The organism is Paraburkholderia caffeinilytica (genome assembly GCF_046030355.1).
Classification (GTDB): Bacteria; Pseudomonadota; Gammaproteobacteria; order Burkholderiales; family Burkholderiaceae; genus Paraburkholderia; species Paraburkholderia caffeinilytica_B.
In genome coordinates this window covers 292357-316374 of the sequence record NZ_JAQQCQ010000002.1, presented here as the reverse complement: position 1 = coordinate 316374, position 24018 = coordinate 292357, and the positions used below count along the sequence as shown (strand labels likewise).

Annotated in this window: 18 protein-coding genes; 6 read left to right on the top strand and 12 right to left on the bottom strand. The window is 63.5% G+C overall.

The annotated features are described in order from the left end of the window. The first annotated feature begins 49 nt into the window (after nt 1-49). The 4 genes from PQQ95_RS03735 (at nt 50) to ubiA (ending at nt 3590) form a co-directional block, all read left to right on the top strand. Nucleotides 50-1504, top strand: coding sequence for a catalase (locus PQQ95_RS03735; RefSeq protein ID WP_408435005.1), 1455 nt, complete (start codon nt 50-52; stop codon nt 1502-1504). A gap of 80 nt (nt 1505-1584) precedes the next feature. Beyond that, nucleotides 1585-1746 (top strand): hypothetical protein, encoded by a 162-nt coding sequence (locus PQQ95_RS03730; RefSeq protein ID WP_408435004.1) that lies wholly within the window; start codon nt 1585-1587, stop codon nt 1744-1746. Nucleotides 1747-1900: 154 nt separating this feature from the next. Beyond that, complete coding sequence (locus tag PQQ95_RS03725) at nt 1901-2395, top strand: Dps family protein (RefSeq protein ID WP_408435002.1); 495 nt, start codon at nt 1901-1903, stop codon at nt 2393-2395. Between the two features lie 331 nt (nt 2396-2726). Continuing rightward, nucleotides 2727-3590 (top strand): 4-hydroxybenzoate octaprenyltransferase, encoded by an 864-nt coding sequence (gene ubiA, locus PQQ95_RS03720; RefSeq protein ID WP_408435000.1) that lies wholly within the window; start codon nt 2727-2729, stop codon nt 3588-3590. A 42-nt stretch (nt 3591-3632) separates the two neighbouring features. Here ubiA and proC read toward each other — a convergent pair whose 3' ends face one another. The 6 genes from proC to PQQ95_RS03690 all read right to left on the bottom strand — a co-directional run bounded on the left by proC (nt 3633) and on the right by PQQ95_RS03690 (nt 10989). Next, nucleotides 3633-4448, bottom strand: coding sequence for a pyrroline-5-carboxylate reductase (gene proC, locus PQQ95_RS03715; protein ID WP_408434998.1), 816 nt, complete (start codon nt 4446-4448; stop codon nt 3633-3635). 53 nt (nt 4449-4501) lie between these two features. After that, nucleotides 4502-5200, bottom strand: a complete 699-nt coding sequence (locus tag PQQ95_RS03710; RefSeq protein ID WP_408434997.1) for a YggS family pyridoxal phosphate-dependent enzyme — start codon at nt 5198-5200, stop codon at nt 4502-4504. Between the two features lie 151 nt (nt 5201-5351). Next, nucleotides 5352-6578: a glycolate oxidase subunit GlcF gene (glcF, locus tag PQQ95_RS03705; protein ID WP_408434995.1), complete on the bottom strand. Its 1227-nt coding sequence runs from the start codon at nt 6576-6578 to the stop codon at nt 5352-5354. Between the two features lie 8 nt (nt 6579-6586). Beyond that, nucleotides 6587-7675, bottom strand: coding sequence for a glycolate oxidase subunit GlcE (gene glcE, locus PQQ95_RS03700; protein ID WP_408434993.1), 1089 nt, complete (start codon nt 7673-7675; stop codon nt 6587-6589). 266 nt (nt 7676-7941) lie between these two features. Beyond that, complete coding sequence (locus PQQ95_RS03695; protein WP_408434991.1) at nt 7942-9435, bottom strand: FAD-linked oxidase C-terminal domain-containing protein; 1494 nt, start codon at nt 9433-9435, stop codon at nt 7942-7944. 138 nt (nt 9436-9573) lie between these two features. After that, nucleotides 9574-10989, bottom strand: coding sequence for an FAD-linked oxidase C-terminal domain-containing protein (locus PQQ95_RS03690; RefSeq protein ID WP_408434989.1), 1416 nt, complete (start codon nt 10987-10989; stop codon nt 9574-9576). A 222-nt stretch (nt 10990-11211) separates the two neighbouring features. Between PQQ95_RS03690 and PQQ95_RS03685 the strand changes: the two genes are divergently transcribed. Then, nucleotides 11212-11766, top strand: a complete 555-nt coding sequence (locus PQQ95_RS03685; protein ID WP_408434987.1) for a cob(I)yrinic acid a,c-diamide adenosyltransferase — start codon at nt 11212-11214, stop codon at nt 11764-11766. A gap of 146 nt (nt 11767-11912) precedes the next feature. On the opposite strand, the gene PQQ95_RS03680 is transcribed toward PQQ95_RS03685, so the two are convergent. The 6 genes from PQQ95_RS03680 to PQQ95_RS03655 all read right to left on the bottom strand — a co-directional run bounded on the left by PQQ95_RS03680 (nt 11913) and on the right by PQQ95_RS03655 (nt 21029). Beyond that, nucleotides 11913-12245 carry a helix-turn-helix domain-containing protein gene (locus PQQ95_RS03680; protein WP_063494819.1) on the bottom strand — a complete coding sequence of 111 codons (333 nt, stop codon included), beginning with the start codon at nt 12243-12245 and terminating at the stop codon, nt 11913-11915. Nucleotides 12246-12248: 3 nt separating this feature from the next. Continuing rightward, nucleotides 12249-12587: a type II toxin-antitoxin system RelE/ParE family toxin gene (locus tag PQQ95_RS03675; RefSeq protein WP_408434985.1), complete on the bottom strand. Its 339-nt coding sequence runs from the start codon at nt 12585-12587 to the stop codon at nt 12249-12251. 198 nt (nt 12588-12785) lie between these two features. Next, the gene (aroG, locus tag PQQ95_RS03670; protein WP_408434984.1) at nt 12786-13859 is read right to left on the bottom strand and encodes a 3-deoxy-7-phosphoheptulonate synthase AroG; all 1074 of its coding nucleotides are present in this window, start codon (nt 13857-13859) and stop codon (nt 12786-12788) included. Nucleotides 13860-14261: 402 nt separating this feature from the next. Then, nucleotides 14262-15728: a metalloprotease TldD gene (gene tldD, locus PQQ95_RS03665; protein ID WP_408434982.1), complete on the bottom strand. Its 1467-nt coding sequence runs from the start codon at nt 15726-15728 to the stop codon at nt 14262-14264. Nucleotides 15729-15824: 96 nt separating this feature from the next. Continuing rightward, nucleotides 15825-16715 carry a carbon-nitrogen hydrolase family protein gene (locus PQQ95_RS03660; RefSeq protein ID WP_408434980.1) on the bottom strand — a complete coding sequence of 297 codons (891 nt, stop codon included), beginning with the start codon at nt 16713-16715 and terminating at the stop codon, nt 15825-15827. Nucleotides 16716-16838: 123 nt separating this feature from the next. Beyond that, the gene (locus PQQ95_RS03655; protein ID WP_408434979.1) at nt 16839-21029 is read right to left on the bottom strand and encodes a YhdP family protein; all 4191 of its coding nucleotides are present in this window, start codon (nt 21027-21029) and stop codon (nt 16839-16841) included. 196 nt (nt 21030-21225) lie between these two features. Here PQQ95_RS03655 and glnE point away from each other — a divergent pair, with 196 nt between their 5' ends. After that, on the top strand, nt 21226-24018 hold the full coding sequence (gene glnE, locus PQQ95_RS03650; RefSeq protein ID WP_408434977.1) for a bifunctional [glutamate--ammonia ligase]-adenylyl-L-tyrosine phosphorylase/[glutamate--ammonia-ligase] adenylyltransferase: 2793 nt from the start codon (nt 21226-21228) through the stop codon (nt 24016-24018).

Below are 24018 nucleotides of genomic sequence, written 5' to 3'. Positions count from 1 at the left end.
CACCTCCTTCTCAATTCCATTTCCGATAAAAACCACTCAGGAGTTATGCATGTCCGAACATAAGCTCACCAGCGCAGCAGGCGCACCCGTCGCCGACAATCAGAATTCGATGACCGCCGGCGCGCGCGGTCCGGTCGTGCTGCAAGATGTCTGGCTGCTCGAAAAACTGGCTCACTTCGACCGCGAAGTGATTCCGGAACGCCGCGTTCACGCCAAAGGGTCGGGCGCATTCGGCACGCTCAAGGTCACGCACGACATCTCGCGCTTCACGAAGGCGAAGGTGTTTGCCCAGGTCGGCAAGGACACGCCGCTCTTCATGCGATTTTCGACGGTGGCGGGCGAACGCGGCGCGGCCGACGCAGAACGCGACGTGCGCGGTTTCTCCATCAAGTTCTACACGGAAGAAGGCAATTGGGACGTGGTCGGCAACAACACGCCGGTGTTCTTCATTCGCGATCCGCTGAAGTTTCCCGACTTCATCCACACGCAAAAACGCGACCCGTACACCAATATGCGCAGCAATATCGCGGCATGGGATTTCTGGTCGCGTCATCCGGAATCGTTGCATCAGGTCACCATCCTGATGAGCGATCGCGGCATTCCGCAGAACTACCGCCAGATGCGCGGTTTCGGCTCGCACACGTATTCGTTCATCAACGCGAACAACGAGCGTTTCTGGGTGAAGTTCCACTTCAAGTCGATGCAAGGCATTGAGAACTTTACCGATGCCGAAGCAGCGCAAGTGGTGGCGCAGAACCGCGAAAGCGCGCAACAGGATCTGCTCTCGAGCATCGACGCAGGCAACTTCCCGACATGGCGTTTTGCCATTCAGGTGATGCCGGAAGCGGAAGCCGCGAACTATCGCTTCAATCCGTTCGACATCACGAAGGTGTGGTCGCAGAAGGACTACCCGTTGATCGACGTCGGCACGATCGAGTTGAACCGCAACGCGGCGAATTATTTCGCGGACGTGGAGCAGGCCGCGTTCACGCCGGCCAACGTGGTGCCTGGCATTGGCTTCTCGCCGGACCGCCTGTTGCAAGGCCGTTTGTTCTCGTATGGCGACACGCAGCGCTACCGGCTCGGTATCAATCACCATCAGATTCCGGTGAATGCCCCGCGCTGCCCGGTTCACCATTCATTCCATCGCGACGGCGCGATGCGCACGGATGGCAATCTCGGCGGCAACGTGAACTACGAGCCGAACCGCTTCGGTGATTTCGCGCAGGACACCAACGCGTCGGAGCCGCCGCTCGCAGCGGGAACGGTCGATCGTTACGACCATCCCGAGGACGAGGATTACTACACGCAGCCGGGTATGTTGTTTGCGCTCTTCGACGCGGCACAGCGCCAGCGTCTGTTCGGCAACATCGCACGCCATATCAACGGTGTGCCGCAAGATATCGTCGCACGTCAGATCGAGCATTTCCGCCGTGCCGATCCGGCCTATGCCGAAGGCGTGATCGCCGCGATAGCCGAGCTCGCCGAAGGCGGCAAGAAGTAAGCAGTTGAAGTGAATTGATGCAGCAAGGCGGGGCGCATCGGCGCCCCGCCGGTATTGATACGAATCGAGGAAGCACGATCATGATCCAGATGATGATGTCCACTATTGGCGGCTCGTCGGCCGCTCGCGGTACGCAACGGCAGCAAGCATTGATGCTGCGCAAGGTTGTGGGATTTGCGATCGTCTCGAGCGGACTCGTGGTGATCGTCGCGCAGGCTCTGCAGCATGCGCTGGGCGCGTGATTGAGCGGCCGGCGGTGGGTGCGGCAAGCGGCCACGCGTCACACGAACGCAGCTGCTTTCTAAGATAAACTGGCGGGCGTTCGAAGTGCCAGGTTTGCTATCCGCACGCCGTCACTTTGCCGATCGGTTCGTATCACTCTTCAAAGGAGTCATCATGGCCAAGAAAGAAGCCGTAGCCGTACAGCACGTCAATATCGGGATCAGCGACAAGGATCGCAAGAAGATTGCAGAAGGTCTGTCGCGCCTGCTCGCCGACACCTACACGCTTTACCTGAAGACCCATAACTTCCACTGGAACGTGACGGGTCCGATGTTCAACACGCTGCATCTGATGTTCGAAACGCAGTACAACGAGCTGGCGCTCGCGGTCGATTCGATCGCTGAACGTATCCGCGCACTGGGCGTGCATGCGCCGGGCAGCTACAAGGAATTCGCGAAGCTCTCGTCGATTCCGGAAGCGGACGGCGTGCCGGCTGCGGAAGACATGATCCGCCAACTGGTGGAAGGCCAGGAAGCCGTGGTGCGTACCGCACGCGCGATTTTCCCGTCGACGGAAGCCGCCAACGACGAGCCGACCGCCGACCTGCTGACGCAACGCATGCAAACGCATGAAAAGACCGCGTGGATGTTGCGCTCGATGCTGGCTTAAATGCCTGACATTCCGGGCGTTGTGCCCGGGATTGCAGTGCGGCGCTTGAGCGCTGCATTGAGTTGAGTCGAGTGGCAAAACAAACAAAGCCTCCTTTTGCGGGAGGCTTTGTTTTTTGCGGTACTGGATTCGGATTCGGATTCAGCTTTAGCACAAGGCGCGGTGCGGTTGCCGCATCGCGTGCCCCTACGGCGAAGGGCCGGTGGTAGTTTCATAGCTCCGGTTGATGAGCCATAAAGCGCCGGGCTGGTCAGCCTCGCCTGCCTGAAGGCGCCTCGCGGTCCGCATCCCGTAAAATAGCCGCACCGTCTGCACTTCTCCGAATCCGCCCATGTTCGCCCGACTTCCTCTGTATCTGCGCCTCGTCCGCATGGACAAGCCGATCGGCAGCCTGCTGCTGCTGTGGCCGACGCTCAACGCGCTGTGGATCGCGTCCGACGGCCATCCGTCGTGGCCGCTGCTGGTGATCTTTACGGTGGGTACGGTGCTGATGCGCTCGGCCGGGTGCGCGATCAACGACTACGCGGACCGCGATTTCGATCGCTACGTGAAGCGCACGGAAAACCGTCCGATCACCTCGGGCAAGATCAAGGCGTGGGAAGCGGTGGCGCTGGCCGCTGGTTTGTCGTTGCTGGCCTTTCTGCTGATTCTGCCGCTGAATACGCTGACCAAGGAATTGTCGGTGGCTGCGCTGTTCGTCGCCGGGTCGTATCCGTTCACGAAGCGCTTCTTTGCCATTCCGCAGGCTTATCTGGGCATTGCGTTCGGCTTCGGCATTCCCATGGCGTTCGCCGCGATTCAGAACCACGTGCCGATGCTCGCCTGGATCATGCTGCTGGCCAACGTGTTCTGGTCGGTTGCGTACGACACCGAATATGCGATGGTCGATCGCGACGACGACATCAAGATCGGCATCCGCACGTCGGCGCTGACCTTCGGCCGCTTCGACGTGGCGGCGATCATGCTGTGCTATGCGGTGACGCTGGGGATTTATGTCGGCATCGGCGTGATGCTCGGCTTCGGTGCGCTGTATTGGCTGGGATGGGCGGCGGCGGTGGGCTGCGCGATCTATCACTACACACTGATCCGCAATCGCGAGCGGATGGCGTGCTTCGCGGCGTTCCGTCATAACAACTGGCTGGGCGGCGCGTTGTTTGTCGGGATCGCCGCGCATTACGCGGCGGCTTCGTTTTAAAAATGGCTAACCGACCGCCGACCGCGATCAGCCAGACCGTCCTCACAGCTTGCCGAACTCGTCGCCCATTTCCTTGGCGCGCGCATCGGCGGCAAGCACGCCGCGCACGATCGCGTCCTTGATCCCGCTAGCGTCGAACGACGTCAGCGCGGCCGCCGTGGTGCCTCCCTTCGACGTCACGCGTTCACGCAACAGGCTCGGCGGCTCGTCCGAATTCGCGGCCAATTGTGCCGCGCCGGTGAAGGTGGCGACGGCCAACGCGCGGCCTTGCGCTTCGTCCATGCCGAGTTGGCGCGCGGCTTCCTGCAGCGCTTCGATGAAATAAAACACGTAAGCGGGGCCGCTGCCCGAGATCGCGGTGACGGCGTCGATCTTTGCTTCGTCGTCGAACCAGACGGTTTCGCCGACCGCACCCAGCACCTGCGACGCGAGCGCGCGGCCCGCTTCGTCGACGCTGCCGGTTGCAACGAGGCCCGTGACGCCCATGCCGATCAGCGCCGGCGTATTCGGCATCACGCGCACAATGCGCGCGTGGCCGTTCAGCCAGCGCGACATGTCATCCATACGAATGCCCGCGACGATGCTGATCGCCAGTTGCGACGCCGACAGATGCGGCGCCAGTGTCTCGGCGACGCTCTTCAGAATCTGCGGCTTTACCGCCAGCACGACGGCGTCGTACGACGCGAGCGCGGCGTCCGCGGCGGCGCCGGTCTTGATGCCGAATTGCTGCTCGTTGCGTCGGCGCGCGTCTTCGTTGGGATCGATTGCGTACAGGTCAGTGGGCGCGACGCCGCGCTTGATGAGACCGCCGATCAACGCGGCGGCCATATTGCCACCGCCAATAAAAGCAATTTTCATGATGTTCCGAAAGAAGTGCCGTGAGGTGTCGAGAAGGGAAAGATCTGAAACGGTCAGTGAGAGTAATCACGCGCACCGAAGATGGCAGTACCGACGCGCACGATCGTCGCGCCTTCCAGCACGGCGGCTTCGAGGTCGCTCGACATGCCCATCGAGAGCGTATCGAGTTCGAGGCCGTCGTTACGCAGACGCTCGAACAGTTCACGCAGTTGCCGATGCGGCACGCGCTGTTCTTCGAGGTTGCCAGCCGGCTCCGGAATTGACATCAGGCCACGCAGATTCAGCTTCGGCAGCGCGGCGATTGCCTGCGCGACTTCGACGGCCTCGGGAATGCTCACACCGCTTTTCGATGCTTCCCCGCTAATGTTGACCTGCAGGCAGACGTTCAACGGCGGCAGGTTGTCCGGGCGCTGCTCCGAGAGCCGCTGTGCGATCTTCAGGCGGTCGACCGAATGCACCCAGTCGAAATTTTCGGCAACCGGGCGCGTCTTGTTCGATTGCAACGGCCCGATGAAATGCCATTCGAGCGACGCGCGCAGATCGGCTAACGTTTCGATCTTGGTGATGGATTCCTGCACGTAGTTCTCACCGAACGCGCGTTGACCGGCTGCGTGGGCGGCACGCACGTCTTCGGCGGGAAACGTCTTCGAGACCGCGAGCAGGGTGATCGAACGCGCATCGCGTCCGGCCACCTGCGCGGCGAGGGCGATGCGCTGCTGCACCGCTTCGAGGTTGTGAATCAGATCGGGCATGGAACGGATCCGGAAGTCCAGCGAAAGGCGATGATCGAATTATACGGACGCCGCCACCTCGTGCCGCTTTATGCCGCTGCCGGACAGGCGAAAACGCTTGCGGTGATGTACCGCAAGCCACGTGCCGCGCTTCTCGTCCAGATCGCTCGCCTCAGGCGGACAGCATGTGCTCCACCAGTTCGATCCAGTGCGCGACCGGCGTGGACGTGCCGCTTTGCAAATGCGCAATGCAGCCGACGTTCGCCGACACGATCACTTGCGGCTCCTGCGCCTGCAACCGCTCGAGCTTCTGGTCGCGCAATGCGTACGAGAGCTTGGGCTGGGTCAGTGAATAGGTGCCGGCCGAGCCGCAGCAGAGATGATTGTCGGCGGGCAGGCGCACTTCCACGCCGAGCGCCGTCAGCAGATGTTCGACCTTGCCGCGCACCTGCTGGCCATGCTGCAACGTGCACGGCGGATGGAACGCCACCGTATGGATCGCGCGGCGGCGCGTCACGGCGACGAGCGCTTCTTCGAACTCCGGCAGGATCTCCGCGACGTCGCGCGTCAACTCGGTCACGCGGCGCGCCTTCTCCGCATACGCGGGATCGTTGCGCAGCAGATGCGCGTATTCCTTGACCGTCGCGCCGCAGCCGGACGCGTTCATGACGATCGCTTCGACACCCTGCTCGACATACGGCCACCATGCGTCGATGTTGGCGCGCAGGTCGTCGAGCGCTTCGTCGTTGTAGCCGAGGTGCAGACGGATCGCACCGCAACAGCCTGCTTCGGGCGCGATCAGCGTTTCCACACCGAGCGCATCGAGCACCCGCGCCGTCGCGATGTTGACGTTCGGCATCATCGACGGTTGCACGCAGCCCGCGAGCATCAGCATCTTGCGCGGATGGTGCGCAGTGGGCCATTCGAGCGGACGCTGCCGGGCGGGCACCTTGTCGCGCAATTTCTTGGGCAGGAGCGGGCGGATGTGCTGACCGATGCGCATGGTCGGCGTGAACAGCGCGCTGTTCGGCACGAAGCTCGCGAGCAGCCGGCGCACCATCCGTTGACTGAACGGACGCGCGACTTTTTCCTCAGTGATCTTGCGGCCGATTTCGACCAGCCTGCCGTATTGCACGCCGGAGGGGCAGGTCGTCTCGCAGTTGCGGCAAGTGAGGCAGCGATCCAGATGAACCTGGGTGCTGCGCGTGACCGCCGCGCCTTCCACCATCTGCTTGATCAGATAGATGCGGCCGCGTGGGCCGTCGAGTTCGTCGCCGAGTATCTGATAGGTCGGGCAGGTCGCCGTGCAGAAACCGCAATGCACGCAATTGCGCAGGATGGCGTCAGCTTCGTCGCCATCGGGCGTGTTGCGAATGAAGTCCGCGAGGTTGGTTTGCATCGCGTCGCTCAGAAGTCGGGGTAGAGGCGGCCGCGATTGAAGATGCGGGCCGGGTCGAAGGCGGTTTTCAGGCCACGATGGATTTTCATCAGCGGTGCGGGTAGCGGCGTGAATACTCCGGCGCTGCGGTCGTAGCCATAGCCGGTCCGAAAGATGGTGGCGTGGCCGCCGGCCTGTTTGGCGCTGATACGCACGGTTTGCGCGTCGGTGTCGGTAATCCACCAGCGCTGGCTGCCGCCCCATTCCATCAGTTGTGCGCCGGGCAATTGCATCGGCTCCGTGATCGACGGTAGCGCGAGGCGCCAGAGTGCGGACTTCGGCGGGATGGCGGCAAAGAACGAGTCGGTCTGTTCGCGCAGACCGGCCCAGAAGCGCTCTGCCTCGACGGCATCGACGACTTCGCCGCCGAGGGCGGTACGCGCCGCCTTGACCGCGGCTTCCGCGCCGGCCATTCGCACGGCCAGCGTGCCGTGCCGCCATGCGCTCGCCGTGATCGGCAGTGGGCGGCCGCCCCATTCGTTGAGCTTGCGGACCGCGTCGGTGCCGTTCATGTCGAACTTGAGCGTGGCTTCGGCCTGCGGCAGCGGCAGCACTTTGACCGACAGTTCGAGGATCAGCCCGAGGGTGCCCAGCGAACCCGCCATCAAACGGGAGACGTCATATCCGGCGACGTTCTTCACCACCTGGCCGCCGAAATGCAGCGTCTGGCCCTGGCCGTTCATGATGACGGCGCCCAGCACGAAGTCGCGCGCCGCACCGGCCGCCGGGCGGCGTGGACCGGCAATGCCCGCCGCAATGCAGCCGCCGAAGGTGGCCTGCGGCCCGAAGTGCGGCGGTTCGAAGGCGAGCATCTGATCGTGCTCGGCGAGCGCGGCCTCGATCTCCAGCAGGGGCGTGCCCGCGCGCGCCGTGATGACCAGTTCGGCCGGGTCGTAGGCGATGATGCCGCGAAAAGCGCGCGTGTCGAGGATGTCACCTTCCAGCGTCTGACCGTACCAGTCTTTGGTGCCGCCGCCACGGATGCGCAATGTGCGCCCTTCGGCGCTGGCTGAACGTACGCGTTCAGACCAAACGGCGACGATGTCGTCCTCTTCCATGGTGTCCTGCGTCGTTGTGTTTCGATTGATTGTACCGGGCGGGGGGCCGCTGGCAACCCGGAGCGGACCCGTATCGGGTAATCAGGGTGGGAGCCGGGAAGTGCTAGGGGCGTGGGGTATGCGGGATGCGTTGGCGGCGGTGCGCATGCGTAGGGAACGGGCGGGTGGCGCGTAGGAATTCCACTATGTGGGGAGGGGGAGCCCCACGGCGAACGGACCATGCGACGCTGCGAACCCGCCTTGGGCCGGCAGCGTCGCAAGCCATATCAAAACCGCGGCAGGTCCGGATGCGGCAGCAAGCCGCCGCGCACATGCATCTTGCCGTATTCGGCACAGCGCGCGCGGGTGGGAATGCCTTTGTCGGGATTGAGCAAACCCGGCGCGTCGAAGGCGCGCTTGACCGCGTGGAATGTATCGCGCTCTTCGGGCGAAAACTGCACGCACATCGAATTGATTTTCTCGATGCCCACGCCATGCTCGCCGGTCACCGTCCCGCCCAGTTCGACGCACGTTTCGAGAATATCGGAACCAAACGCTTCGGCCCGGTGCCACTCGTCCATGTCGTTGCCGTTGAACAGGATCAGCGGGTGCATGTTGCCGTCGCCGGCATGGAACACGTTGATGCAGCGCAGGCCGTATTTCTTCTCCATGACTTCGATGCGCGCCAGCAGCGGCCCGATACTGCGGCGCGGCACGGTGCCGTCCATGCAGTAGTAGTCGGGCGAAATGCGGCCGGCGGCCGGGAACGCGTTCTTGCGCCCGGACCAGAAGCGCAGCCGTTCGTTTTCCGAGCGCGAAATCTGGATGCGGGTTGCACCCTCTTCGCGCAGCACTGCGGTCATGCGCACGATTTCGTCGGCCACTTCTTCAGGCGTGCCGTCCGATTCGCACAGCAGGATCGCTGCCGCGTCGAGGTCGTAGCCCGCGTTGACGAATTCTTCGACGGCGCGCGTGGCCGGTTTGTCCATCATCTCCAAACCCGCCGGGATGATGCCCGCAGCAATGATGCCGGCGACTGCGTTGCCGCCTTTCACGACGTCGTCGAAACTGGCCATGATGACCTGCGCAGTTTGCGGCTTCGGGATCAGCTTGACGGTGACTTCGGTGACGATCGCGAACATGCCTTCACTGCCGATCAGCACCGCGAGCAGATCGAGCCCGGGTGCGTCAGGGCCGAGCGAACCGAATTCAACGATGTCGCCTTCCATTGTCACGGCGCGCACCCGCAGCACGTTGTGCACGGTAAGACCGTATTTGAGGCAGTGCACGCCACCCGAATTTTCAGAGACGTTGCCGCCGATCGTGCAGGCGATCTGCGACGACGGATCGGGCGCGTAGTAAAGCCCGTAGGGCGCGGCGGCTTCGGAGATCGACAGATTGCGTACGCCCGGTTGCACGGTTGCGGTCCTGGCATACGAGTCGACTTCGACGATCTTGCGGAAGCGCGCGAGCGACACCACCACGCCGTGACGAATCGGCATTGCTCCGCCGGACAAACCGGTGCCCGCTCCGCGCGGCACGATCGGTACGTCGAGCCGATGACAGATCTGCACGATCCGCTGGACCTGCGATTCCGTCTCGGGCAATGCGACCGCGAGCGGCAGACGTCTGTATGCGGCGAGACCGTCGCACTCGTAGGCGACGGTGTCTTCTTCGCGATACAGCAGACAGTGGTTCGGCAACACGGCCATCAGCGCCTGCACGACTTCGCGCTGGCGTTGGGCGAGAACTTCGGCCGTCAGTTCGACGGGTGCGTTCATATGACTTGTCTCCTGGTGTCTTTCACCCTGCGTACCCGGTCAAGCCTGGTTGTGCGGCAGCAGGCGTGGCCGGTGCCGCTGTTGCTGTTGCTGTTGCTGTTGAAACTGAGCTGAGCTGAGCTGAGCGTGAATGATCCCTCAAGCCGCCCAGGAAAATATCTTGCCCGGGTTCATCAGATTGTGCGGATCGAGCGCGTGCTTGATGGAGCGCATGGTGTCGACGGCGACTTCACCGTGTTCTTCGAGCAGGAAGTTCATCTTGTGCAGACCGACGCCGTGTTCGCCCGTACAGGTGCCGTCCATGCGCAGCGCGCGTTGCACGATGCGACGGTTCAGCCGCTCGGCTTCGGCGAGCTCTTCCGGCTTGTTCGGATCGATCAGGATGGCGACGTGGAAGTTGCCGTCGCCGACATGGCCGACGATCGGGCAAGGCAGCGGCGACGCGTTCAGATCCTGCTCGGTTTCCACCACGCATTCCGCGAGGCGCGAGATCGGCACGCAGACATCGGTAGTGACGGCGCGGCAGCCGGGCTTCAGCTGCAGCATGGCGAAATAGGCATTGTGGCGCGCGTTCCACAGGCGGCTGCGATCTTCCGGCCGGGTCGCCCATTCGAAACCTTCGCCGGCGTTCTGTGCGGCGATCTCCTGCACCAGTTCGGCTTGCTCTTTCACACCGGCTTCGGTGCCGTGGAATTCGAAGAAGAGCGTGGGCGCCTCACGCAACGTGAGGTTCGAATGGCGATTGATCGAGCGGATCGCGAGCGAGTCGACGAATTCGACGCGCGCAATCGGCACGCCCATCTGAATCGTTTCGATGACCGCGCGCACGGCGTCACCCATCGACGGGAACGTGCAGACCGCGGCCGAGACCGCTTCCGGCTGAGGATACAGCCGCACGGTGATTTCGGTAATCACGCCGAGTGTGCCTTCCGAGCCGACGAACAGACGCGTGAGGTCGTAACCCGCCGACGACTTGCGCGCGCGCGTGCCGGTTTTGATCACGCGGCCGTCGGCCAGAACCACTGTCAGCCCGAGTACGTTTTCGCGCATCGTGCCGTAGCGCACGGCATTGGTGCCCGAGGCGCGCGTGGCCGACATGCCGCCGATGCTCGCGTCCGCACCCGGGTCGATCGGGAAGAACAGGCCGGTGTCGCGCAGTGCTTCGTTCAACTGCTTGCGCGAGATGCCCGGTTCGACGGTGACGGTCAGGTCTTCAGCGTTGATCGACAACACACGGTTCATTTCCGACAGGTCGATCGACACGCCGCCTTGCACCGCCAGCAGATGCCCTTCGAGCGACGAACCGTTGCCGTAAGGGATGATCGGTACGTTGTATTGGCCGCACAGCTTGACGATGGTTTGCACGTCTTCCGTAGTGCGTGCGAATACGACGGCATCGGGCAGTTGAGGATCGAACGGCGATTCGTCGCGGCCATGGTGGGTACGCACGGCTTCCGCGGTGGACACGCGTTCGCCGAAAGTGGCTTTGAGGGCAGTCAGCAACTCGGCGGGAAACGGCCGGCGCAGCGGGGCCGGCGGTACGGGATGATTCACGCATGTCTCCTGATAGTGGGGCGGCGCTGTTCTACAGCATGTGCTTCATTTTACGCCGATCGCTTGCAGGCCGGCGTCGGGGGCGGCTGCCGCTCCTATAATGGCGGCGACTTCACGATGCGCGCAATATGGATAACCCGGTGGTCAAGCTGGTGGCTCACTTGTCGGACTCGCCGGCGCCGTGCTGACGCATCGTCACTGAATGAATGCATGGGAGATATCATGGGCAACCGCTTGAGCAAGATCGCCACCCGTACGGGCGACGACGGCACCACCGGTCTCGGCGACGGCCGCCGTGTGCGCAAAGACAGTGCGCGCATTGCCGCAATCGGCGACGTCGACGAACTCAATTCGAATCTTGGCGTGTTGCTGTGCGAAACGCTGCCCGACACCGTGCGCGCGCCGCTGGTCGCGATTCAGCACGACCTGTTCGATCTTGGCGGTGAACTCTGCATTCCCGGCCATACGATGATTACCGACAAGCATCTCGGCCAACTCGACGACTGGCTCGCCGACTACAACGCGACCCTGCCGCCATTGAAGGAATTCATTCTGCCCGGCGGCTCGCGCGCGGCCGCGCTTGCACACGTATGCCGTACCGTGTGCCGGCGCGCCGAACGGTCGATCGTCGCGCTAGGTGAAAGCGAAGCGGTCAACGAGGCGCCGCGCCAGTATGTGAACCGGCTGTCTGACCTGCTGTTCGTGCTGGCGCGCGTGCTCAATCGCGCGGACGGCGGCAGCGACGTGCTCTGGCGGCACGATCGTAGCGCCGGCTAATATCGCGCTTCGGTCCGCTTAAGCGCGGCGGCAATCTGCCCGGCGTGGCGCGGATTCATATCGAAGCGTTCGATTCGGACGCGGTGCAGTGAAGCAGGACGCATGGCAAGCTGCGGATGAGAGCACACCGGGCTGCGCCATGCGCCTTACCCAACAGCCAGCGTGACCGGCTTGCCGATCCGGCTCATCATTTCGACCAGCGTATCGATAGTGAACTTGGTGGTCTTCTTGTTGACCACGTCTGACACGCGCGGGCGCGACACCATCAGAATCTCGGCTGCCTCGGCCTGCTTCAAATGGTGCTGTTCGATCCAGCTGGACAGCTCGGTCATCAGTTGCTCCTTGAGCAGCCGCGTGTCGTTGATCTGTTTTTGCGAGGCGGCGTGCAAGCGCTTCGCTTCTTCGGCGGAGAAGCCGAGTTCGAGAAACAGGTTTGCGCCGGGTTTTGTTACGTGACGGATTTTTGTGTCGATCGTCATTTGCTAAGTTTTCCTCTCATTGATGATGGCGCGATACCGCATTTCGGCAATCTTTCTATCCTGCGGTCCGAGCTTCTGCGTTTTCTTCTGGAAGCAATGCAGTACATACAAAGCTTCCACGAACTTGGTGACATACATCACGCGGAAAATACCGTCAGCCTCACGGATGCGAATCTCGCGTGTTCCGGCGCCGATCGAATCAAACGGCTTCCAATCGTCGGGGTCCAGACCTGCCTGAATCTTGCCAAGTTGAAATCCGGCCCGGCGACGCGGTTCTTCGGGAAAGGCGAGTAAATCGTGATAGCTGGAGCCCATCCAGTGAATTTCTTTTTCCTGCCCCATAGCCACCTTTCATGTACAAAATCTTATACGTAACACTCAGCCCGGTCAAGTCGTATCCGACCCGGCAACGAGTTGTTACGGTACAGAGGCGGCGCATGGAGCACCATTCGTCCGTTCGGCTAATAAAAAACCCGGCTGCATGAGCCGGGTTTTCGTTGAGCCAACTACATCGATCGCGCGGAGGCGCCTGGCGATTTTTTAGTTGCCGCTACCGCGCGCCACACGCCGTTGCTTGACCGCTTCGGCGAGACCTTCCAGCACGGCGACACTTTCGTCCCAGCCGATGCAGGCATCGGTGATGCTCTGACCGTACGTCAACGCGCAGCCTTCCTGCAGATCCTGGCGGCCTGCGACCAGATGCGATTCCACCATCACGCCGACAATCCGTTCGTCGCCCGAAGCAATCTGCCGGCCGATGTCCGCGCACACCGGAATCTGGTTCTCGTGCTTCTTCGAGCTGTTCGCGTGGCTCGCGTCGATCATCAGACGCGCGGCGAGACCGGCCTTGCCGATATCGGCGCATGCCGCATTGACGCTGTCCGCGTCGTAGTTCGGCGTCTTGCCGCCGCGCAGGATGATGTGGCAGTCCTCGTTGCCGGCCGTCGAGACGATCGCCGAGTGGCCGCCCTTGGTGACCGACAGGAAATGGTGCGGCTGCGAGGCGGCCTTGATCGCGTCGACGGCGATCTTGACGTTGCCGTCCGTGCCATTCTTGAAGCCGACCGGGCACGACAGCCCCGAAGCCAGTTCGCGGTGCACTTGCGATTCGGTCGTGCGTGCGCCGATTGCACCCCACGAGATCAGGTCGGCGATGTACTGCGGGCTGATCATGTCGAGGTATTCGGTGCCGGCCGGCAGGCCGAGTTCGTTGATACGCAGCAGCAGTTCGCGCGCGGTGCGCAGGCCGTCGTTGATCTTGAAGCTGTTGTCCATGTGCGGGTCGTTGATGAGACCCTTCCAGCCCACCGTCGTGCGCGGCTTTTCGAAGTACACGCGCATCACGATCTCGAGTTCACCGGCGAAGCGCTTGCGCTGTTCGACGAGACGCCCGGCGTATTCCATTGCCGCCTTCGTATCGTGAATCGAGCACGGTCCGATGATGACGATCAGACGGTCTTCCATGCCGTGCAGGATGCGATGCATCGCATTGCGCGAGTTGTAGATCACGTCGGACACCGTTTCGTCGCAAGCGAATTCGCGGATCAGGTGAGCGGGCGGCGTGAGTTCTTTCAATTCGCGGATGCGGACATCGTCGGTGTTGTGCGGGGGCATGTTTGTTCTCCTGAATCGGTCGTAGCGTGTTCGCACGGGCAACGAGGGCTGCGATCAGACGGCGATCAGGCAGCGATGCCACGGCGAACAACAATCAAAAAGATTTCAACGGCAAAAGTTTCAAAGGCGTGGGGCGAAAAAAAACCGCCAGGCTAGCTGGCGGTTTTCGTGAATTCTGGGTGTCTTGCGTGCACTAACACCCCTCTCGATCCGCCAGCGGTCTGAGATGCCAAAAAAAATAAAAGTAAAACTTGGCGGACATGGCGAAATAGGTCGCTGGTCAAAAAGGGTGAGTGACTTTATAACCCGGGCAAGCGGGGTTGGCAAGCTGCAAGGTGCAAAAATGCGGTAAATCCGCATACTTCGAGCGTTATGTGCACGAAGTATGCGTCTACATCCAAATCAGGCCGTGCCGCCGACCGTCATCTTGTCGATACGCAGCGTCGGCTGACCCACGCCGACCGGCACGCTCTGCCCTTCCTTGCCGCACACGCCGACGCCCGAATCGAGCTTCATGTCGTTGCCGATCATGCTGACGAATTTGAGCGATTCCGGGCCGCTGCCGATCAGCGTCGCACCCTTCACCGGGTACGTGACCTTGCCGTTTTCGATCATGTATGCCTCGGAGGCCGAGAACACGAACTTGCCGTTCGTGATGTCGACCTGGCCGCCGCCGAAGTTCACCGCGTACAAGCCGTTCTTCACGGATGCGATGATTTCCTGCGGGTCTTTGTCGCCGTTGAGCATGTACGTGTTGGTCATGCGCGGCATCGGCAGCGCGGCATACGATTCGCGGCGCGCGTTACCGGTGACCGGCATCTTCATCAGGCGTGCGTTCAGCGTGTCCTGGATGTAGCCCTTCAGGATGCCGTCTTCGATCAGCGTCGTGCACTGGGTCGGATTGCCTTCGTCGTCGATGTTCAGCGAGCCGCGGCGGTTCGGCAGCGTGCCGTCGTCGACCACGGTCACGCCCTTGGCCGCAACCTGCTCGCCGATTCGCCCCGCGAACGCCGACGATCCCTTGCGATTGAAGTCGCCTTCGAGGCCGTGGCCGATCGCTTCGTGCAGCAGCACGCCGGGCCAGCCCGGTCCGAGCACGACGGTCATCGCGCCGGCCGGAGCCGGGCGGGCGTCGAGGTTCACGAGCGCCGCATGCACGGCGTCGTCGACATAGCCCGACAGCACTTCGTCGGTAAAGTAACCGTAGTCGAAGCGGCCGCCACCGCCGCCGCTGCCGATTTCGCGGCGGCCGTTCTGCTCGGCGATCACCGTGACCGACACGCGCACGAGCGGACGGATATCAGCTGCAAAGCCGCCGTCGCTGCGCGCGACCAGCACCACGTCGTATTCGCCGGCGAGGCCCGCCATCACCTGCTGGATGCGCGGATCGCGGCCGCGCGCCATCTGTTCGATGCGCTCGAGCAGCTTGACCTTGGCGGTCGCGTCAAGCGAGTGCAGCGGATCGGCGGGCAGGTACAGATCGCGCCCGGCAATGCCGGTCAGCGATGTGGCCACCTTGATCTTCTGCTTGCCGCCGCCCGCCTTGGCAATCGAACGGGTGGCGAGCGCCGCCTGACGGATCGCTTCGGGCGACAGGTCGTCCGAATACGCGAAGGCCGTGCGGTCGCCCGACACGGCGCGCACGCCGACACCCTGGTCGATGCTGAAGCTGCCCGACTTCACGATGCCTTCTTCCAGACTCCACGCTTCGCTGCGCGTGTACTGGAAGTACAGGTCGGCGTAATCGATCTTGTGCGTGAAGATTTCGGCGAGCGTGCGGGTGAGCAGGGATTCGTCGAGACCGTAGGGCGTCAGGAGAATATCCTTGGCGGTGGCGAGATTACGGATACCGGGTTCGATGATGTTCATGCGAAGTATGTTCTGCTCGATACGAAGGATTCGGTTAGCGCTTCTATCACCCCTATATGAGTGACAGGCGCCGCACTTTCAATGTCAGGTAATACGTCAGCAGCTCAGCACGCGGTGACGCCAGGCGGGCAGGCTCTGCCGCACTTCGTCGATGCGCGCACGCTCGAGATTGCCGGCCACCACGCCGGTGCCTTCGTCGCGCACCGCGACGATTTCGCCCCACGGGTCGATCAGCATGCTATGGCCCCATGTCCGGCGGCCGTTTTCATGTTTGCCGCCTTGCGCGGCGGCCAGCACGTAACACTGGTTTTCGACCGCCCGGGCGCGAAGCAGCATTTCCCAATGCGCGCGGCCGGTGGTGTAAGTGAACGCCGACGGCACCACGATCAGCGCGCAGTCGCCCATGCGCCGGTACAGCTCCGGAAAGCGTAAATCGTAGCAGACCGACAGGCCGACCCGGCCGAACGGCGCCTCGAAGGTGCGAACTTCGCCTCCGGGGCAGATGGTGCGTGCCTCGTCGAACGATTCTTCACCCTTTTCGAAATTGAACAGATGGATCTTGTCGTAGCGCGCGGCCTCGTTGCCTTGCGGGTCGAACACCAGCGTGGTGTTCAGCACGCGTGCCGGTTCCTGCGACATCAACGGCAAGGTGCCGCCGATTACCCAGACCTTGTGGCGGCGCGCGGCGTCGGCGAGGAAGCGCTGGATCGGGCCGTCCTGGTAGGGCTCGCGCACGGCGAGCTTATCCGTGTCCTTGAAGCCCATGAAGCAGAAATACTCGGGCAGCAGGACCAGTTGCGCGCCGTCGGCGGCGGCTTCGGCGATCAGTCGTTCCGCTTCGGCCAGATTGCGTTCGCGATCCGGCGTGCTCACCATTTGCAGCGCGGCCACGCGGAACGCGCTTTCGGAAGATCCGCTGGACACCACGCTGGGCGAGGCAGCGGACGAAGCGGTGGACGAGGATGAAGAGACGTGTGTTTCGCTCATGAGCGTTTCGAAAAACTCCCGGCAAGGCGGCGGCGCGAACCGTGGGCGCCGCATACGTCGTTCAAGGCTGGCTGGGGACGGTGGGGCGGCACGGCGCTCTTCTGATCAAACACAGGATCGGGCTCAGTGCGCTTCCACGGTCGAAGCCGGAGCGTCCATCTTACCGCGATCGCTCTTCACCCGCTCGATGTGCGGTTTCGACCACGGGCCGGTAATCGCGTACTCGCGCGCAAACGCGGTGGAGACCGACTTGCTGAACGCCAGATCGGCCACCAGCGCGCCCAGCCCGAGCAGCGGATTGATTACGGTCGCGGCGATCACGGCAGCGCCGGCGCTGACGGTCGGCACGATCTGCACGTGCAGATCCTGGGTTTCCTGCGCCAGATCCACCGAGCCCTTCATCTCAGCGCGGGCCGGCGCCGTCACCATCTCGAAGTTCTCGGTGCGGCCAATGCCATTGTGGATCTCGCCCGTGCCGGTGACGTGCTCGAACGGCAGCCCCTCGCCGATCACGTCGCGGAAATTGAGCGTGGCGAAGCGCGCGAGGCTTTGCAGGCTGAGCACGCCCAGCAGCTTCGCGACGCCTGGGTCCACCTTGAGAATCTGCCCATGGCGCAGATCGACGGCCAGATTGCCGTTGAGCGTCGGATAGTCGATGGTGGTGGGGCCGCCGAGCCACACCACCTTGCCGGACAGCGTGCCGTTGCCGGCCTTGAGCGTGTGCGGCTGGCCGAAGCGCTCCAGCAGCGCGCCGGCGTCCTTGATGTCGAGCTTGAAATTGAACACGGTACGGCGCGGCGTGGCTTCGTCGGCGGTGTTGCTGAAGCCTGTCGACGTGCGCCAGTTCGCGGTGGCGGTCAACGTCGCGGCGGGGTTGGTGATGTCCAGCTTGTCGAGTTGCCAGACTGGCACACCGTCTTCTTCGAAGTTGTGCGCATCGACTTCGAGCCGGCCTATGTTGCGATCGCGCACGATCAACTCGTTGACCACCAGATCGATCGACGGCATGTTCTGCGCCGGCGCGGAAATGGCCCGGCCGAGCAGGTCTTTATCCGTGGCCGAGGGGATCACCACACGGGCAAAGCGTGCCTGCAGCGTGCCCGGCGATTCCTTGCTGGCGCCCGGCAGCCAGGAGACGTGGCCCGACACCTGGTTCGACGCGATATTGGCCTGCCATTTGCCGTCCGCATGCGACGCGCCGACGATCACGCTGTCCCAGTGCCGCTTGAGCAGTGTCAGCGTACCGATGTGCACCGCGAAGCGGCTCGGCAGGAATTGCGCGAGGGTCGGATTCGGCGTGGTCGGAGCGGCGGGCGCGGGAGTGGGCACGTCCTTGTTGCGCATCTGCGTGACGAGCGCGCGCCATGCATCGGCGTCGAACGCTTCCAGGTCGACGGCGGCGATCACGCCTTCGGACGGCATGTCGGCGGGCTTGTTGACGCCAATTGCGCCGCTCACGACCGTCGGCGGCGTTTTCGGCTGGTAGCGCAGCAGATAGGTGGCGGCGATCGGACCGAAGGTGAGATCGGCGCGTTCCAGGCCGGCTTCGCTTGCATCGGCGAAGGGGCTGATCGCGAAGTGCAGCGGCATCGGCGTGCCGACCGGTTTATTGAACGGCGCGGGGAAGTCGAGGGCGAGGCCGGTCAGATCGGAGTTCGCCGTGACTTCGGGCAACCGCTTTTTGGCGCCGCGAACGTTGAGCGAGTAGGGCGCGCTACCGCTCATGCGCGTCAGCACCTCGGCGGCCGGACCATGCAGATTGAGGCCGCGCGCGGCATCGACGGCGATATGGCCGCCGAGATCGAGTGCATACGTGCCGTCCTGCTTCAGACCGCCATTGGCGTGTACGTCGCCCCCCATGAACTGGCCGGAGAGCCGGTCGAGTTGTGCCGAATGTTCGGTGAAGTGCACCTTGCCGTTCAGTTGCGACAGCGGCGGCACGTTATCGACGGTCAGGCGATTGTTCTGGAAACCCACCGCGCCTTCCACGCCGATATGCGGCTTCGGCGTGCGCGGCACGGTCAGTTTGAGCGCCAGCGCGGCGGGCCCTTCGGCGCGCACTTTTTCGGTCTCATGCTTGGCCATGATGCCGAGCGAGCTTGCGTCGACGTAGTCGAGCATGTCGGCCAGCGGCCCACGGCCGTTGCCCGTAATGATGAGGTCCGATGCGCGGGTGCCGAGATCGTCGATCTTGCCGTTCACCTTGTTCAACGCGACCCGCTTGTAATGGGCGCGGTCGATATCGAAGCGCAGCTTGTTCTCTTTGAGTTCGAACACGCCGTCGATGCCATCCAGCGGCGGCCACACGTTCGGCGTGCCGTTCTTCATGTTGCGCGGCGGGTACGGCGAAGGGTCGAACTTGCCGCCCTTGAACGGCGCGACGATATGGAAAATCCCGGCCTCCGGGGCGCGCGAGTAGGGGAATTTGGTCAGATCGCCGTGTATTTCGATCGTCGCGCCGCGTGAGATGCCGGCTTGCAGCCCATGGCCCAGATAGATGCGCAGCTTTTCGCTGATGCTGGTCGGCAGATAGCGGACGATGCGCGTGACCTGCGCGCGCTGGAAGTCGGCCTTCAGATCGAGCGAGCCGCGCCCATGGCCTGGGTTGCTGTAGTCGGCGGTAGCGGTGGCGTCAGCGTCTGCGTTCGAGATGCCGAAGTCGGCCAGCTTGACTTTGAAGGCAGGGTGATTTTCGCCCGGCGCCTTGGGCGTGATGGTCCAGTCTGCCCGCCCATGCAGACGGTCGAGTGTCAGGCGCGGGTCGTCGAATACGCCTGGCAAGGTAATCGCGACGTTGGAGGTGTCGAGCGTCGCGGTGCCGTGTTTTTCGTCGGCATCGACGCTGCCCCATAGATTTTCGATGCCGGGAATGCCGGCGCGCGGGTGGTTCAGCGGGGTGAGTCCCGGCGGCGGTTCCTGCGCGGCGATGCTGATGCCCTGCAGATCGCCCTTGAAACGATAGCGCTCGATGGGCTCGGCGCCGCTCGGCCGGTGGTCGCTGCCCGCTTCGCCCGACTCGGGCTTGCCGCGTTCCACCTCGATCACATAGTTCGCCACCATGCCGCGTGGATTGAAGCGCACCAGATTGTTCAGCAGGAGGCGCGGCAAGGGCAGCGCGCGGCTGAATTCGGCGAGGATGCCCAAATCGGCGCGGTCGCCACTGACGCTGACGAGTTGGCCATGCTGCAGCGAGGCGGTCCGGAGGCGACCGTTCAGCGTGGTGAGCGCGAGGGTGCGGGTGAGTGGTGTGCCGTCGTCGAGCGGCGGCTGGCCGAGTTCGGCGTGCAAGTCGTTCAATTGCAGCGTGTAGTCGCCCTGGTTGACCGTGACGCGCCACGAGAAATTGGCGATGGGCACGTCCAGCTTGGGCTGGGTCGGGCGCACCCGCATCGAGACATTCGTACCGGCCAGTTGCCCGCTCGCTGACGTCATGCGGCCGTCGGCGAAATCGGCCCAGATGGCGTTGTCGATACGGCCGGCGAACGTCTCGATCGGAAAATTGATGTAGCGCGCGAGAGTCGGCAGATCGACCGGACCGGTCGACATATAGACCTGGCCGGCCCAGTTGATCGGCTTGCCGATCGCGGAGAGCCGGGCGTGTTTGAAATGCGTGCGGAAGTCGATCGGCCCGTGCAGGACATGGCCGTCGGCGGGCGCCTGCAACGCGAGCTGGTGATCGTAGCCGTCGTTGAGAATCGCAATCCGGATGTCGCGCAGGGCGAGTTCCGGCGCGTCATGTTCGGCATCGCGCCAGCGCAGCACGCCGCCGCGCACCACGATCGCCTGTTGGCGCAATAGCCATGTGGAGAGGGTGTCGTTGCCGCTGTGCCGGGTGGGCACCGGCACGCCCGCCACCGAAATCACGCCGTCGCTGCTGCGCGATACCAGCACATCGGGTTGATCGACGATCAGGCTGGACAGCGCGGGATGGAATTGCCAGAGCGACTTCCACGAAACGGTGGCGGTGGCATGGGGAATGGTCAGCGCCGCGTTGCCTTCAGCGTCGCGGATGACGATATTGGTGACGTCGAGGCCCGGCTGGAAGCCGCTCCAATGCGGCGCCAGCTTGCCGATGGTGAACTGGGCGTGCAGCTTTTCGGAGACCGTGGCCTCGATGCGCGGCCGGAACGCGTCGACGCGCGGCAGCACTACGTAACGCAGGCCGAGAAAGAGGCCCGTCGCGATGAAGTACAGGACCAGGGCGAGCGCCAGGACCACGTGAAAGGTCCGACGCAGCACGATGTGGTCGCTTCCGCTCACAGGCCGGACCTGCCCGGTTTCGTGCGGGTCGGCGGATTCGTTTCGCTCGGACATGCTGCGGCGGGTGGGCGTATGGTAGTTTTGCGAATTAACGACGAAATGTAACACACGGGAAAGCGTCGGCGGACCTCCGGCAAACCCTTTCTCCATGCCGTCTCCAGACCTGTGCGAGGCCATGGGGTCCGCATGGACCCGTGTGTTGCAGCGAACTGAACAATACTGACAAAGCAACGAGCGAGCCAGACCCCTGATGACCGACGCTACTCTCCTGAGTTCAAGCTATTCACATTACGCGGCGCGTGCCGCGGCGGCTCGTCCGCAAATCGTGCCGCAGGTGGCGGCGCTCGCGTCCGCACCGCTCACACGCGAACGGATCGATGCGCGGTTTGACGCGCTGTGCGCAGAAGCGGGTGGCGCGGGCGGTGGTCCTTTGAGTGAGGATGCACTCAAACGGGCTTTGCGCCAGTTGCGTACCGAGGTATTTTGCGCCGTGATGGAGCGCGACCTGGCGGGCGAGGCGGATGTCGCCGAAGTCACCGGCGCAATGACCGATCTGGCCGAGACGACGATCCAGCGTGCGCTCGCGGTCGTGTCCGCCGAACTCGAAACGCTCTATGGCGAACCGCGCGGACCGCAGGGCGAGCGGCTTGCGCTCGGCGTGGTCGGAATGGGCAAGCTGGGTGGGCGCGAGCTGAACGTGTCGTCGGATATCGATCTGATCTTCATTTATGAAGAGGACGGTGAGACCGCGGGCGGCCAGCGTTCACCGATCGCGACGCAGGACTTTTTTACGCGTCTGGGCAAGCGGTTGATCGGCGCATTGGCGGAGGTGACCGCCGACGGTTACGTGTTCCGGGTCGATATGCGCTTGCGGCCGAACGGCGATTCCGGGCCGCTTGTGTGCAGCCTTGGCATGCTCGAAGAGTATTTCTACGTGCAGGGCCGCGAGTGGGAGCGCTATGCGTGGATCAAGGGCCGGCTCGTATCCGAAGGCACGAGCGAGGCGGCTGTGCGGCTGCAGAAACAACTCGACGCGATCGTCACGCCGTTCGTCTATCGGCGCTATCTCGACTTCGGCGTGATCAGCGCGATTCGCGCGCTGCATTTGCAGATTCGCCAGGAAGCGCAGCGGCGCGCCTCGATGCGCCCCGACAAGGCTGACGACATCAAGCTGGGCCGTGGCGGCATCCGCGAAATCGAATTTAGCGCTCAGGTTTTTCAGCTGATCCGCGGCGGCCAGGATGCCGGCTTCCGGGTGCGGCCGACGCTCGCCGTCTTGCGGCACGCGGCCACGCACGGGCTGATCGATACCTCGGTCTGCGTGAAACTTTCGCAGGCGTACCGCTTCCTGCGCGAACTCGAGCACCGTCTGCAATACCGCAACGACGCGCAAACTCACGCAATGCCGGTCGATCCCGAGGAGCGTGTGGCGCTCGCGCAAGCCATGGGTTGTGACGACTATGCCGCACTGATGCTCAAGCTCGACGCGCACCGCGAGTTCGTCGAACAGCAGTTCGACCAGATTTTTGCCGACAAGGTGAGCGGCCGCGACGGCTGCGGCGCACCGGAAGACGGCGCGGCGGCGTGGGTCTGGAGCAGCGCGCTCGCCGACGACAGCGCAGACGACGCGCTTGGCGCGCGCCTGATCGAATTGGGCGTGCCCGAGCCGGGCGAGCTGCTGGCGCGGCTGCGTGCGGTATGGCAGTCGTCGCGTTACGCGGGGCTCGCCGAGCGCAGCCGTCAGCGCTTCGATATCGTCGCGCAGCGAGCGCTGGAAGCCGCGCGTACCTTGGAGCCGCCCGAACGGCGCGGCGATACGGTGGCGCGTTTCTTCGATCTGCTCGAAGCCGTGAGCCGGCGCGGCGCGTACCTTGCGCTGCTGACCGAATATCCGCAGGCGCTGCATCGGGTGCTGTCGGTGCTGGGTGGTTCGCGCTGGGCCGCCGGTTATCTGATTCGCCACCCGCAATTGCTCGACGAACTGCTCGACGACGAGGCGATGGACAGTCCGTTCGACTGGCCTGAATTCAAGCGCACGCTGCGCCTGCGTCTGGCCGCGGCGGATGGCGTGGAGCAACAGATGGATCTGCTGCGCCACGCCCATCAGGCCGAGGTGTTCCGCATCCTGCTGATCGATCTGGCCGGCAGGCTGAGCGTCGAGCATGTGAGCGACCGCCTGTCCGAACTCGCCGACGCCGTGCTCGACGTCACGCTCGAAGCGGTCTGGAAGCAACTGGCCAAGCGCCATCGCGAGGTGCCGAAGTTCGCAGTGATCGCATACGGCAAGCTCGGCGGCAAGGAGCTCGGCTACGCGTCCGACCTCGACGTCATCTTCCTCTACGACGATCCGGACGATGCCGCCGCCGACGTCTACGCCACCTACACCCGCCGCCTCATCACCTGGCTGACGACGGCGACCGGCGCGGGCACCTTGTTCGATGTCGACTTGCGGCTGCGGCCGAACGGCGAGTCGGGCCTGCTCGTCACCGATCTGGACGCGTTCCGCCGTTATCAACTACGCGAAGGCGATGCCGCCAACACGGCGTGGGTGTGGGAGCATCAGGCGCTGACCCGCGCGCGCTACTGCGCGGGCGACGCCGAAATCGGCGCGAAATTCGAGCAGATCCGCGAACAGGTGCTGACCACGCCGCGCGAGGCCGCGCCGCTCGCAAAGGAAATCGTCGAGATGCGCGAGCGCGTCGAGGCGGGGCATCCGAACCATACCGCGCTGTTCGACCTGAAGCACGATCGCGGCGGCATGGTCGATATCGAATTCACCGTGCAGTACTGGGTGCTGCTGCACGCGGCGAGCGATCCCGAACTGATCCGCAATACCGGTAACATCGCGCTGCTGCGTGAAGTGTCGCGCTTCGGCTTGATGAGCGAGGCGGAAGCGGAGACGGTCGGGGCGGCTTATCGGGTCTACCGGAAGCTGCAGCACCAGTTGCGGCTGGACGGCATGGAGAAGGCGCGGGTCGATCCGGCGCTGGTGGTGACTGAGCGTGAAGCGGTACTGGGGCTTTGGGAGCGGGTGTTTGGCTGA

Excerpts from the sequence above, each read along its gene's own strand:
- PQQ95_RS03735 (WP_408435005.1), top strand. The coding sequence starts at position 50 with ATGTCCGAACATAAGCTCACCAGCGCAGCAGGCGCACCCGTCGCCGAC.
- PQQ95_RS03730 (WP_408435004.1), top strand. The coding sequence starts at position 1,585 with ATGATCCAGATGATGATGTCCACTATTGGCGGCTCGTCGGCCGCTCGC.
- PQQ95_RS03725 (WP_408435002.1), top strand. The coding sequence starts at position 1,901 with ATGGCCAAGAAAGAAGCCGTAGCCGTACAGCACGTCAATATCGGGATC.
- ubiA (WP_408435000.1), top strand. The coding sequence starts at position 2,727 with ATGTTCGCCCGACTTCCTCTGTATCTGCGCCTCGTCCGCATGGACAAG.
- proC (WP_408434998.1), bottom strand. The coding sequence starts at position 4,448 with ATGAAAATTGCTTTTATTGGCGGTGGCAATATGGCCGCCGCGTTGATC.
- PQQ95_RS03710 (WP_408434997.1), bottom strand. The coding sequence starts at position 5,200 with ATGCCCGATCTGATTCACAACCTCGAAGCGGTGCAGCAGCGCATCGCC.
- glcF (WP_408434995.1), bottom strand. The coding sequence starts at position 6,578 with ATGCAAACCAACCTCGCGGACTTCATTCGCAACACGCCCGATGGCGAC.
- glcE (WP_408434993.1), bottom strand. The coding sequence starts at position 7,675 with ATGGAAGAGGACGACATCGTCGCCGTTTGGTCTGAACGCGTACGTTCA.
- PQQ95_RS03695 (WP_408434991.1), bottom strand. The coding sequence starts at position 9,435 with ATGAACGCACCCGTCGAACTGACGGCCGAAGTTCTCGCCCAACGCCAG.
- PQQ95_RS03685 (WP_408434987.1), top strand. The coding sequence starts at position 11,212 with ATGGGCAACCGCTTGAGCAAGATCGCCACCCGTACGGGCGACGACGGC.
- PQQ95_RS03680 (WP_063494819.1), bottom strand. The coding sequence starts at position 12,245 with ATGACGATCGACACAAAAATCCGTCACGTAACAAAACCCGGCGCAAAC.
- PQQ95_RS03675 (WP_408434985.1), bottom strand. The coding sequence starts at position 12,587 with ATGGGGCAGGAAAAAGAAATTCACTGGATGGGCTCCAGCTATCACGAT.
- aroG (WP_408434984.1), bottom strand. The coding sequence starts at position 13,859 with ATGCCCCCGCACAACACCGACGATGTCCGCATCCGCGAATTGAAAGAA.
- tldD (WP_408434982.1), bottom strand. The coding sequence starts at position 15,728 with ATGAACATCATCGAACCCGGTATCCGTAATCTCGCCACCGCCAAGGAT.
- PQQ95_RS03660 (WP_408434980.1), bottom strand. The coding sequence starts at position 16,715 with ATGAGCGAAACACACGTCTCTTCATCCTCGTCCACCGCTTCGTCCGCT.
- PQQ95_RS03655 (WP_408434979.1), bottom strand. The coding sequence starts at position 21,029 with ATGTCCGAGCGAAACGAATCCGCCGACCCGCACGAAACCGGGCAGGTC.
- glnE (WP_408434977.1), top strand. The coding sequence starts at position 21,226 with ATGACCGACGCTACTCTCCTGAGTTCAAGCTATTCACATTACGCGGCG.